This window comes from Actinophytocola sp. (genome assembly GCF_036002505.1).
Classification (GTDB): Bacteria; Actinomycetota; Actinomycetes; order Mycobacteriales; family Pseudonocardiaceae; genus DASYTH01.
Genome location: NZ_DASYTH010000292.1, coordinates 1 through 12,269, shown reverse-complemented (window position 1 = coordinate 12,269; position 12,269 = coordinate 1). Strand labels below are relative to the sequence as shown.

10 protein-coding genes are annotated in these 12,269 nt (G+C 69.7%); 4 read left to right on the top strand and 6 right to left on the bottom strand.

The features are described from left to right. The first annotated feature begins 111 nt into the window (after nt 1-111). The 3 genes from VGR06_RS25305 (at nt 112) to hrpA (ending at nt 5,666) form a co-directional block, all read left to right on the top strand. A complete protein-coding gene (locus VGR06_RS25305) occupies nt 112-645 on the top strand; it encodes a hypothetical protein (RefSeq protein WP_327561612.1) in 534 nt (177 codons plus the stop codon). A gap of 77 nt (nt 646-722) precedes the next feature. After that, complete coding sequence (locus tag VGR06_RS25300; RefSeq protein WP_327561611.1) at nt 723-1,721, top strand: hypothetical protein; 999 nt, start codon at nt 723-725, stop codon at nt 1,719-1,721. Between the two features lie 75 nt (nt 1,722-1,796). Further along, entirely contained in the window at nt 1,797-5,666 is a 3,870-nt protein-coding gene (gene hrpA, locus VGR06_RS25295) for an ATP-dependent RNA helicase HrpA (RefSeq protein ID WP_327561610.1), read from the top strand. Nucleotides 5,667-5,885: 219 nt separating this feature from the next. Here the strand turns inward: hrpA and VGR06_RS25290 are convergent, their stop codons facing one another. The 6 genes from VGR06_RS25290 to VGR06_RS25265 form a co-directional block, all read right to left on the bottom strand. Next, entirely contained in the window at nt 5,886-6,635 is a 750-nt protein-coding gene (locus VGR06_RS25290; RefSeq protein WP_327561609.1) for a DUF427 domain-containing protein, read from the bottom strand. Between the two features lie 74 nt (nt 6,636-6,709). Further along, nucleotides 6,710-7,345, bottom strand: a complete 636-nt coding sequence (locus tag VGR06_RS25285) for a DJ-1/PfpI family protein (RefSeq protein ID WP_327561608.1) — start codon at nt 7,343-7,345, stop codon at nt 6,710-6,712. Between the two features lie 24 nt (nt 7,346-7,369). Next, nucleotides 7,370-8,296, bottom strand: a complete 927-nt coding sequence (locus VGR06_RS25280) for a GlxA family transcriptional regulator (RefSeq protein ID WP_327561607.1) — start codon at nt 8,294-8,296, stop codon at nt 7,370-7,372. 348 nt (nt 8,297-8,644) lie between these two features. Further along, nucleotides 8,645-9,883 carry an RNA polymerase sigma factor gene (locus tag VGR06_RS25275; RefSeq protein ID WP_327561650.1) on the bottom strand — a complete coding sequence of 413 codons (1,239 nt, stop codon included), beginning with the start codon at nt 9,881-9,883 and terminating at the stop codon, nt 8,645-8,647. Then, complete coding sequence (locus VGR06_RS25270; RefSeq protein ID WP_327561606.1) at nt 9,883-10,245, bottom strand: YciI family protein; 363 nt, start codon at nt 10,243-10,245, stop codon at nt 9,883-9,885. The genes VGR06_RS25275 and VGR06_RS25270 overlap by 1 nt, the downstream gene beginning before the upstream one ends. 68 nt (nt 10,246-10,313) lie before the next feature. Continuing rightward, on the bottom strand, nt 10,314-10,748 hold the full coding sequence (locus VGR06_RS25265; RefSeq protein ID WP_327561605.1) for an SRPBCC family protein: 435 nt from the start codon (nt 10,746-10,748) through the stop codon (nt 10,314-10,316). A 163-nt stretch (nt 10,749-10,911) separates the two neighbouring features. Between VGR06_RS25265 and mshC the strand changes: the two genes are divergently transcribed. Next, the gene (gene mshC, locus VGR06_RS25260) at nt 10,912-12,147 is read left to right on the top strand and encodes a cysteine--1-D-myo-inosityl 2-amino-2-deoxy-alpha-D-glucopyranoside ligase (protein ID WP_327561604.1); all 1,236 of its coding nucleotides are present in this window, start codon (nt 10,912-10,914) and stop codon (nt 12,145-12,147) included. The last annotated feature ends 122 nt before the right edge of the window (nt 12,148-12,269 follow it).

Sequence of the window (12,269 nt, the reverse complement as noted above, 5' to 3'; positions counted from 1 at the left end):
GCAGCCTAGCTCGCCCTTTTGTCTGCACGTTTGATGGGTATCATCCATGCTCTCGATCCCACCTCACTTTAGGAGCCCGATTTGGTCGGGTGTGAGGGAGGGAATAGGATCATGGCGACGGAATTCAATGAAAAGGCGCCGAACTGGCCACGAGATGATCGGTCGCTGGCACGCCTGCAAAGGCATATCGAGCTCGGTGAGCTGGGCGAACTCCCCGCCGGGGCGCTCCGCGGCAACCCGCGCTACCTGGTGACGTACATGCATTCCGAGACCGGAGGAAAGATTCGCTCGGCGACCATCGTGTCGATCACCAACCAGGCTCGCGGTGTCAACCGGGTGTCCGTGTCCTTCTTCAAGGGATTCACGAGTGGCAGCTCACCTGTCGGTGTGGCCTCGTTCGCCATCCCGCCCGAGTTCACCGTGGATTTCGGCTCCCGCGACCTGCCCACCGAGCTCGTCGTCGTCAACGCGCTGCCGAGTCCCGAACTGACCTTCGACGAGGGCCGTGCGATCGTCAGTTCGGAGTTGCCGGAGATCGGCGTGAGCGCACGCGTCTACTACACCTCGGGCGACCGTGACGAGGAACTGCTGTCCATCACCGACTCGGGCGTGGTGGTGTACACCGAGGCCAACCACGGAGACTGACGCACCGAAACGTCGAGTATCGACGCGGCGATCCACTATTTGGATGAGTAAGTCGGATGCCACTTCGAGGACAACAAATGGCCTCTCAGTCGCCAGATAGTGGACAGAAATACGTCGATTCGGCATGGCGTATCGACGCCGAGAGCCGCCGGTGCACCCTCGGCGCACGCCTCGATATCGAGGAGGCGCGCGCCGGGGCCGACGGGCGTGCCCCGGACTGGGTGAAGTGTGCGAAGAATCGCCTGAAGAACGTTGACGACGTGCTGAAGGCTCGCCCCAGCCGGTCACAACGATGGAACGGCACCGACGTCGAGCGCGCCTGGGTTAACCTGCACGAGGCCTACACCATCCTCGTCGATCTGGCAGACCCGCAGGATCTGCGGGGCGAGCTGCCAAGCGTGCATGCCCTGGCGAAGCGCGTGCTCAAGCCGGACGACCCCGAGCTGGTACACCTTGCCGAGGTCATCAACAAGCCGGTCCTGGACGCCGCCGACCGGAATACCGTCGTGAACACGATGCGATCGGCCTACCGCGCGAACGCCGAACAACACCGGCGGGTGCGCAGTTTCCGCAACATCCTGCTGGTAACCGCGGCCGTGCTGATGGTGTTCGCGCTCCTGTTCGGCACCGTCGGTTTCCTCACACCCGAAACCCTGAACCTGTGTTTCGGCCAGAACTGCCCCACCGGGCGCTCGGTGCCGACCCGCCCTGACGTGTTCATCGTCGAGCTGCTCGGCGTATTCGGCACGATGATCGTCGGCGCGCTCGCCATACGCCGGATGCGTGGCACCTCCACCCCCTACGCGGTGCCGCTGGCGTCGCTGCTGGTGAAACTACCCACCGGAGCCCTGACCGCGGTAGGCGGCATCGTGCTGCTCAAAGCCGGTTTCGCCACCGGAGTGGGGGACCTCGAACCCGCGCAGATCGTGGCGTACGCGGTGCTGTTCGGCGCCTCGCAGCAGGCCCTCACCCAACTCCTCGACCGACAGGCGCAGACCGTTCTGAACAGCGTCGGCTCCGTCGGGCAGGACGGCGCCAAGCCGAAGGACCCGAACGGTCAGACGGACGGCGCCTGATCCGATGGGTCGCTGCCGCGGAGCGTCGTGGCTCGGCGATTTCGGGTGGACGGGAGGCGTTAGCCTGGGTGGGGTATGGACGGCAGATCTTCGCTCGCCGGGTTGCGCGGGCGGCTTCCTGAGCTGATGTTGCGTGACCGGCGTCGCGTGCAGCGTCGGCTGGATGGCGTTGGCAAGATCAAGGACGGGGGGCGGCGGGAGGCCGCGACCGCCCAGATCGCGGCGGAGGTTGACGCGGCTGTTGAGCGGGTGGGGAAGCGGCGGGCGGGCGTGCCGGCGATCTCGTACCCGGCGGAGTTGCCGATCACGGGGCGCCGCGACGAGATCATCGAGGCGATTCGACACCACCAGGTGGTGATCGTCGCGGGGGAGACGGGGTCGGGGAAGACGACGCAGCTGCCGAAGATGTGCCTGGAGCTGGGGCGGGGGGTGCTGGGGACGATCGGGCACACGCAGCCGCGGCGGATCGCGGCGCGGACGGTGGCGGAGCGGGTCGCGGAGGAGCTGGACGTGCCGCTGGGGGGTGCGGTCGGGTGGAAGGTGCGGTTCACCGACCGGGCGAGTGACGAGACGCTGGTCAAGGTGATGACCGACGGGATCCTGCTGGCCGAGATCCAGTCGGACCGGCAGCTGCACCAGTACGACACGCTGATCATCGACGAGGCGCACGAGCGCAGCCTGAACATCGACTTCATTCTGGGGTACCTGAAGCGGTTGCTGCCCAGGCGGCCGGAGCTCAAAGTGATCATCACGTCGGCCACGATCGATCCGGATCGGTTCTCGCGGCATTTCGGGGATGCGCCGATCGTGGAGGTGTCGGGGCGGACCTACCCGGTGGAGGTGCGGTACCGGCCGTTGGTGGACCCGGACGAGCCGGACGCCGACTCCGACCGCGACCAGACGCAGGCCATCCTGGACGCGGTGGACGAGCTCGCCGCCGAGCCGCCGGGGGACGTCCTGGTGTTCCTGTCCGGTGAGCGGGAGATCCGGGACACCGCGGACGCGCTGCGCGGCCGGAACCTGACCAACACGGAGATCCTTCCGTTGTACGCCAGGCTCTCCACGGCCGAGCAGCACCGCGTTTTCCAGCCGCATCGCGGGCGCAGGATCGTGCTGGCCACCAACGTGGCCGAGACCTCGCTGACCGTGCCCGGGATCAAGTACGTGATCGACCCCGGAACCGCCCGGATCTCCCGCTACAGCAACAGGTTGAAGGTCCAGCGGTTGCCGATCGAACCGGTCTCGCAGGCGAGCGCGAACCAGCGGGCCGGGCGCTGCGGGCGCACCTCGGACGGGATCTGCGTCCGGCTGTACACAGAGGACGACTACCTGAGCCGGCCGGAGTTCACCGACCCGGAGATCCTGCGCACCAACCTGGCCTCGGTGATCCTGCAGATGGTGGCCGCGGATCTCGGTGACGTCGCGGCGTTTCCGTTCATCGACCCGCCCGACCGCCGGCAGGTCACCGACGGCGTCAACCTTCTCCACGAGCTTGGCGCGCTCGACTCGGGCGAGAAGCTCACCCCGATCGGGCGCCGGCTGGCCCAGCTCCCGATCGACCCGCGGCTCGGCCGGATGGTGCTGGAGGCCGGGCAGAACGGCGCCGTGCACGAGGTCACGGTGATCGCCTCCGCACTGTCCATTCAGGACCCACGGGAGCGCCCGGTCGAGCACCAGCAGGCCGCCGACCAGAAGCACGCCCGGTTCGCCGACAAGACCTCCGACTTCCTCAGCCTGCTCAGCCTGTGGAACTACCTGTCGGAGCAACAGAAGGATCTCTCCTCGAACCGGTTCCGCAAGCTGTGCCAGGCGGAGTTCCTGAACTATCTGCGGGTGCGTGAGTGGCAGGACCTCTACAGCCAGCTCCGCCAGGTGGCCAAGGGCCTCGACGTCACGCTGAACAAGGAGCCCGCCGAGCCGCAGCGGGTGCACACCTCGCTCCTGGCCGGCCTGCTGTCGCATGTCGGCATGAAGGATCCGGAGACCCGGGAGTTCATCGGCGCGCGCAACTCCCGGTTCGCGATCTTCCCGGGTTCCGCGCTGTTCCGGAACACCCCACGCTGGGTGATGGCCGCCGAGCTGGTCGAGACGTCCCGGTTGTGGGGCCGGGTCGCGGCGCGGGTCGAGCCGGAGTGGATCGAGCCCCTCGCCGGGCACCTGGTGAAGCGCAACTACTCCGAGCCGCACTGGTCCAAGGACCGCGGCGCCGTGCTGGCCAAGGAACGGGTCACGCTCTACGGCCTGCCGATCGTGGTCGACCGCACGGTCAACTACGGGCGGATCGACCCGGTGCTGTCCCGCGAGCTGTTCATCCGGCACGCCCTGGTCGAGGGCGACTGGCACACCCGGCACCCGTTCTTCCACCGCAACCGCGAGCTGATCGGCGAGGTGGAGGAGCTCGAGCACCGCGCCCGGCGCCGCGACATCCTGGTCGACGAGGACACCCTGTTCGACTTCTACGACCGCCGGATCGCCCCGGAAGTGGTGTCCGCCCAGCACTTCGACACCTGGTGGAAGCAAGTCCGGACGACCCAGCCGGACCTGCTCACGTTCGAGCGGGAACTGCTGATCAGCGACGATGCCCGCGAGTTCCGCCCGCAGGACTACCCGGACGCGTTGCAGCAGAACGGTTTGCGGCTACCCCTGTCGTACCGGTTCGAACCGGGGGAGCGCGACGACGGGGTGACCGTCAACGTGCCGCTCGCGGTGCTGAACCAGGTCGGCGGCGACGGCCTGCCCTGGCAGGTGCCGGGCCTGCGCACCGAGCTCGTCACCGCGCTGATCCGCTCGCTGCCCAAACCGTTGCGCCGCAACTTCGTTCCGGTGCCGGACTTCGCCCGCAAGGTGCTCGACAACCTCGGGGACGCGACAGCCACGCTCGACTCGGTCGCGCACGAGCTGCAGCGGCTGACCGCGATACCGGTGCCGCGCGAGGCCTGGCAACTCGAGGCCGTGCCCGAGCACCTCAAGGCCACGTTCCGGGTGGTGGACGAGGCCGGCCGGGCCCTCGCCGAGGGCAAGGACCTGGCGGCACTCAAACGGCAGCTCAAAGCCGAACTGCGCGCCACACTGTCCACAGTGGTGCATGGCATCGAGCGAACCGGGCTGCGGGACTGGGATTTCGACGAGCTGCCGCGCACGGTCGAGCGGTCGGTGTCCGGGCTCACGGTGACCGCCTACCCGGCGCTGGTGGACGAGGGGGACAGCGTCGCGATCCGGTTGCTGGACACCGAACCCGAGCAGCGCACCCAGATGTGGCGCGGCACCAGGAAGTTGGCGCTGCTGACCGTCCCGTCCCCGGTCAAGCAGCTGATCCGCCGGCTCCCCAACGACGCCAAGCTGACCCTGTCCAACAACCCGCACAACGGCGTGGGCGACCTGCTCGACGACTGCGTCAACTGCGCCGCCGACAAGCTGATCACCGACGCCGGCGGCCCAGCCTGGGGCCGCGCCGGGTTCACCACGGTTCGGGACACCGTGCGCGCGGGCCTCGCCGACACGTCGTACGAGGTGATCACCACCGTGCGCCGGGTGCTGGCCGCCCGGCAGGACACCGAATCCCGGCTCGCGACCATGACCGGCCCGGTGTTCGCCGCGGCCCACGCCGATATGCGGGCTCAACTGAACGCCCTGGTGTACCGGGGTTTCATCACGGCCACCGGCTACCAGCGGCTCGCCGACCTGGTCCGCTACGTCAATGGCATCGCCCGCCGCCTGGAGAAGCTGCCCGAGCGCCCGGACCGCGACGCCGCGTGGATGCGCTCCGTCCACGAGATAACCCGGGACTACCAGCAACTCCGTGCCCGGCTCCCACACAGCGTGGAACTCCGCCGGATCCGCTGGATGATCGAGGAGCTGCGAATCAGCTACTTCGCCCAGACCCTGGGCACGCCGTATCCGGTGTCGGAGAAGCGGATCCGGCGCGCCCTCGACGAGCTCGCCTGACGCGTGTTTCGAAGGTGCGCTGAGGTCGGCAACTCTTTGGCGAGGGCGGCCGCCGCACGATGCCAAGGGCAGGGTGAGGAACGAGCCCTGTCCGCAGGCATCGTCCCTGGACCACCTGCGACATCCGACCACCCACCCCGGCCCGCAACCACCCCGGCAACCGGACCCGAGGCCGGCGCCGAAGGCGCTCGGCGGCCTTGCCCGAGTTAGAAAACACAGCTAGAACTTGGACTTGGGCCGCTCCTGCAGCTCGCCGTCCAGGTAGATGTCCACCTTCTCGTTGTAGAACGAGGCCAGCCCGGTGATCTTCTGGCTCTCCGGCAGTGGTGTCCGGTAGAACCAGACCAGGTCCTGGTGCTCGACGTCGCCGATGGCCACGTTCCAGTACGACGCGGTTCCCTTGTAGGGGCAGGAGGTCTGGGTGTCCGACGGCCGCATCAGGTCCATCCGGATGTCGGAGAACGGAAGGTAGTACCGCGGCGGCAGCCCGGTCTCGAACAGGATCCGCGCCGAGGTCGAGTCGGCCACCCGCACCCCGTCCACCTCGACTACCACATGCCGTGAGCTGGCCAGGATGTCGATCCGGGTGTACGGGTCGCGCGGGTGGACGTAGACCGGCTCGTCCTCCTCCAGCCACTCGTCCATGGCCGTCCACTCGAGACGGACGAGGTCGCGCAGCTCCGGGATGGGCGAGTCACGGTAGCGGAGCGCAGCGCCCGCGGCCGTGTGCCCGTCGATCACCACGTCGTACCCGGTGCCGTCGCCGCGGCTGGGCGAGTGTTTGACCTCGCCGTTCGCCTCCAACTTGGCCAGCACGTCCTCGGCCGGCAGGTAATAGGTGGGGTAGTACGGCTTCTCCCACACCAGCACCGGCCGGGTCGTGTCCACCACGGCCCGGCCGGCGAGGTACGCCCGCACCCGCTTCGCGCTGGTCTCGATCTTGATCCGGCCCCGCTTCACCTCGGTCATGCTGTCCCCTCCAGCTCGGGAAAGTTGGTGCGTCTCCCGCACGAGTCGACAGCACGACGCTACTCCGGCGGCGGCTACCGCGCGTCCGACAGGATGCGGAGCAGTCCCGCGGTGACCTCGGCCGGCGCGGTGGTGGGGGAGCCCGCGTGGTACGGCGGCTGCGGGTCGTACTCGATGGCGAGCTGGATCGCCTGCGCCACCCGGTCTCCGGCGATGGTGCCGGCCAGGGTGAGGCCCATGTCGATGCCGGCGGAGACCCCGGCGGCAGTCACGTACTTGCCGTCGAACACCACCCGTTCGCCAACCGGTTCCGCGCCGAGCTCGGCCAACCGGTCGGTGGCGCTCCAGTGCGTGGTGGCCCGGCGTCCAGCCAGCAGCCCGGCGGCGGCGAGGATCAGCGAGCCGGTGCACACCGACGTGGTCCACGTGCTGGTGGCGTCGGCGGCGCGCAGCCATTCAGGCAGCGGGCCGTCGGACAGCTGCTCGCGCGCGCCCGGACCGCCCGGCACCACGACGATGTCGGGCGCCGGCACGTCGGTCAGCGCCGCGGCGGCGACCATCGCCAGGCTGCCCCGGTCGTCGCGCACCGGCCCGGCCCGCTCGGCCACGATCGCGGTCTCCGCCTCGGGCAGCAGGCTCAGCACCTGGTACGGCCCGACCGCATCCAGCGCGGTGAACCGCTCGAACAGCACGATCGCGATCTGCATCATGGATCTCCTTGCGGTTGAGGGAAATCAGAAACGGCGGCGGTACTCGGCCGGACCGACACCGACCGTGCGCAGGAACGCGCGGCGCATCGCCTCGGGGGTGCCGTACCCGCACCGCTGGGCGATCTCGGCCACGCCGTCCCCGGTGTCCTCCAGCAGCCGGCGTGCGGTCTCCAGCCGCACGCTGCCGACGTACTTCCCCGGCGTCACCCCGACCTCCGCGGTGAACGCCCGGGCAAATTGGCGTGGCGAAAGGTTTGCCCGCTGGGCAAGCGCTTCGACGGACAGATCCACCCCGGGGTTGTCCGCCACCCACCGCTGCACGTCGCGGATCGGCTCCCGATGCGCGAGCTGGGCGGCGAGTTGCTCGCTGAACTGCGTCTGGTTGCCCGGCCGGCGCAGGAACATCACCAGGTACCGGGCGATGGTCAGGGCCCGGTCCCGGCCGAGGTCCTCCTCGACCACCGCGAGTGCCGCGTCAATGCCGGCGGTGACGCCCGCGGAGGTGATGAACCGACCGTCCCGCACGAAGATCGGCTCCGGATCCACCGTGACGTTCGGAAAGCGCGATGCCAGCGACGCGCACGCGGCCCAGTGCGTGGTGACCCGCCGGCCGTCCAGCGCTCCCGCCTCGGCGAGCACGAACGCCCCGGTGCACACCGACACCACGCGCCGAGCCGTCGAAGCGCTTCGACGAACGAGCTCGACCAACTCGGGGTCCGGCTTCCGGGTGCTCGGCCCACCCGGCACCACCAACGTGTGCGGCGTCGAAGCGCTTCGAAGGTCGCGATCCGGCACCAGCGCCAGCCCGCTGGACGTGCGCACCGGCACCCCGCCCACGCTCGCCGTGCTGATCTCGTAGTGCTCCGCCCCGGCGAACACCTCGAGCGGCCCGGTGACGTCCAGGCTCTGCACACCGTCGAACAGGCAGATCAGCACGGATCGGCTCGCCACGCTCCCGATCCTGTCGCCCGCCGCTCATGGCCGCAATGACGAGCTTCCCACCATTCCTGCCACATGGCGCAACCAACATGATCACCACCTGGGGTCGGAAGTGCCCGATTTTCAGCACTTCGGTCCCGAAACGGCGATGGGTGTGGCTCCGTGTCTTGAAGGACTCCATTTAGGACGCTCAAGGACAGGAAGGGTCCCTTCGTGACGTCAGGTCCTGCCACCCGCTCGCCACAGCAGCACCACCAGCCACACGCTCCCCGAACCCCAGGGGTAGGCGAGCCCGCGTCTGGCAACCACACCGCCAACAGCCGCACCCGGAAACCCAGCCTCATCCCTTTGAGACACGCGCTAAGCCAGCCGGGATGCCCGGTTCAGCAGGTAGCTCCGCTCCGGTGCGCTGGCGGTCGCGCGTGCGGCCAGCTCGTAGTGCCGGCGCGCGGCGACCGGATCGCCGGCCATCTCCAGCAGGTGCGCGCGCACCGCGGCCAGCCGGTGGTGGTGCGCCAGCCGCGGGTCGTCGTCCAGCTCGTCGAGCACGGCGAGCCCAGCCGGCGCGCCGTCGGCCATGCCCACCGCGACGGCCCGGTTCAGCGTCACCACCGGGCTCGGCGCGATCCGGGCCAGAATCCCGTACAGGCTCACGATCTGCGTCCAATCGGTGTCCTCGGCCTCGTGCGCCTCGCCGTGCACGGCCGCGATCGCCGCCTGAAGCTGGTACGGCCCGACCGGATGATCCCGCAGCGACGCGTCGATCAGCGCCGTGCCCTCGGCGATCAGCCCGGTGTCCCACCGGGTCCGGTCCTGCTCGGCCAGTGGAACCAGCGCCCCGTTGGTGTCCACCCGGGCGGCCCGCCGCGCGTCGGTGAGCAGCATCAGCGCGAGCAACCCGGCGACCTCACCCTCCGCAGGCACCTGAGCGTTCAGCTGCCGGCACAATCGAATCGCTTCGACGGTCAGATCGGCCCGGTGCAGCAGCGGCCCGCTGCTCGCCGTGTACCCCTCGTTGAAGATCAGGTAGAGCACCTCGAGCACGGCCACCAGCCGGACCGGGAACTCGGACGGCCCGGGCAGCGCGAATGACAGCCCGGTGTCCGCGATTCGCTTCTTCGCCCGCCCGATCCGTCGGGCCATCGTGGTCTCCGGCACCAGGTAAGCGCGGGCGATCTCCGCGGTGGTCAGCCCGCCGACCGCCCGCAGGGTCAGCGGCACCTGCGCCGGGCGCGGCAACTCGGGATGGCAGCACAGGAACAGCAGCGCGAGGCTGTCGTCCCGGGCCGCCGCGGCCGAGTCCGGCCCCGGGGTGCACAGCTCCTCGGTCGGCACCCAGTCCGCCGCGGCCGCCTCCTTGGGCCGCCGCGCGGTCTCCCGCCGCTGCCAGTCGACGAGCCGCCGGGCCGCCACCGTGATCAACCAGCCACGCGGGTTCGCCGGCACGCCTTCTCCGGGCCATTGCTGGGAGGCCGCCAGCAGAGCCTCCTGCACCGCGTCCTCCGCCGCCCCGAAGTCCCCGTGCCCGCGTCGCAACATCGCGCCAAGGGCCTGCGGCGCGAGCTCGCGCAGCAGGCCCTCGACCGGACCAGGTCCAATCACATCTCCTGGCCGCCCATGTCCAGCAGCGCGCGCACCTCGACCGCGTTGAACCGGGCGTCCGGGATCCGCAGCGCGATCTCCACCGCCCGGGCCTGGCTACCGCACTCCACGATGTAGTAGCCGGCGAGGTGCTCCTTCGACTCGGCGAACGGCCCGTCCACCACCTCGGGGCTGCCAGACCGCACCCGCACCGTCTGCGCCGTGCTGAAGTCGGCCAGCGGCGCGCCGTCCACCAACTCCCCGGAGTCCATGATCTCCTTGCTGAACACGGCGTACTCGGCCATCAGACCGTCCCGTTCGGACTCCGGCAGGACCGCCCAGTTCGCTGGGTTGCTGTAGATCGACAACAGGTACTTCATCGAACTCTCCTCGTGCTCGCGGCACCCGCTCGGCGCCTTCCACCAACCAGTCGAACGGCACCGTGCGATCAGGACAGCTGCCGGGCGAGATCCCGAAGATCCTTGCGGATGTTGGCCCGCACCATCAGCCCGAGCAGCGGTCCGGCGATCCGGTAGTAACCGCCGGCCCCGCCCTGGATCTGGATGCTGGCCAGCGTGCCGTCCGGGTGCGCGTTGAACCGGTAGGTCACGTGCATCGGGAACGGGCCGGCCACCGACTTCATGTCCAGCAGCGACGGCGGCTCGTAGCTCTGCACCCGCAGCACGTAGTCGATCCGCTTGCCGAGGAAGTACGCGGTGCGGGTGACCTCGGCGCCGGCCCCGAACCCACCGCCGGGGGCCGGCGTGGTCAGCTCGGCCTGCTTGATGCCCTGCGTCCACTCGTGATCGTGCCGCCAGTCCATCGCATACTCGGCCACCCGCTCGAGTGACACCGGAATCACCCGTTCGGCCCGTACGTCCATCGCCCTGCGCTCCTTCCGGGAACGACACATGTCTACTGGAGAAAGTCGAACGGGCAGCCGCACGCGCGACAGCGAGGATCATCCCCAAATCGAGTGGTTAGTCATGGGATCGCGGTGTGGGACGGGCTGCCGGGGTCGTCACCTCGGCGTTTACCGTTGAGACATGCAGAGCTGGCAATCCCACCCGGTCCCGCGCCTGGCCGGGACCCCGCGGCCACTGCGGTTGTACGACACCGCCACCCGGGAGATCCGCCCCACCGCCCCGGGCGCGACCGCGACCATGTACGTCTGCGGCATCACCCCGTACGACGCCACCCACCTCGGCCACGCCGCCACCTACCTCGCCTTCGACCTGGTGCACCGGCAGTGGCTGGACAACGGGCACGCGGTCCACTACGTGCAGAACGTCACGGATGTGGACGACCCGCTGCTCGAGCGCGCCGACCGCGACCAGACCGACTGGCTGGTGCTGGCCATGCGGGAGACGGCGCTGTTCCGGGAGGACATGGAGGCACTGCGGGTGCTGCCGCCGCGGGACTACATCGGCGCGGTCGAGGCCGTCCCGGAGATCACCGAGGTGGTTGCCAAGCTGCTCGCCGACGGCATCGCCTATCGGGTGAATGATGACTACCCGGACGTGTACTACGCGCACGAGGCGATCGGCACGTTCGGCTCGGTGTCCCACTACGACGAGCCGACCATGCGCGCGCTGTTCGCCGAGCGCGGCGGCGACCCGGACCGCCCGGGCAAGCGCCACCCGCTGGACGCGCTGCTCTGGCGGGTCGCCCGGCCGGGGGAGCCGAGCTGGGACGGCGAGCTGGGCTCCGGTCGCCCGGGCTGGCACGTGGAGTGCAGCGTGATCGCGCTGAACCGGCTGGGCATGGGCTTCGACGTGCAGGGCGGTGGCTCCGACCTGATCTTCCCGCACCACGAGTTCAGCGCCGCCCACGCCGAGGCGCTCACCGGCCAGCACCCGTTCGCCCGGCACTACGTGCACGCCGGCATGATCGGCCTGGACGGCGAGAAGATGTCCAAGTCCCGCGGCAACCTGGTGTTCGTCTCCCGCCTGCGCGGCGACGGCGTCGACCCGATGGCCGTCCGGCTCGCCCTGCTCTCCGCCCACTACCGCACCGACCGCACCTGGACCGAGGACCTCCTCGACGCCGGCGAGGACCGCCTCGCCCGCTGGCGCTCCGCCGTCTCGCTCCCCGCGGGACCCGACGCCGCGGACACGGTCGCCCGCCTGCGCACCCACCTGGCCGACGACCTCGACACCCCGAAGGCGCTTCTCGCCGTGGACGCCTGGACCACCGAGGCGCTCACCGCGGGCGGCCACGATCACGCGGCGCCACAACTGGTCCGCACCGCCGTGGACGCCCTGCTCGGCATCGCCTGGTAAGGAGGGCGTGTTCAGAAGTGGTGGGTTGTGATTGGGCCTGTGGTTGGGGGTGGGTGCGCAGGGCCCGTCGGGGTGGTGCGGTCGTGTTGGCGGGTGGCGGTTTCGGCTGTGGCTGGGTTTAG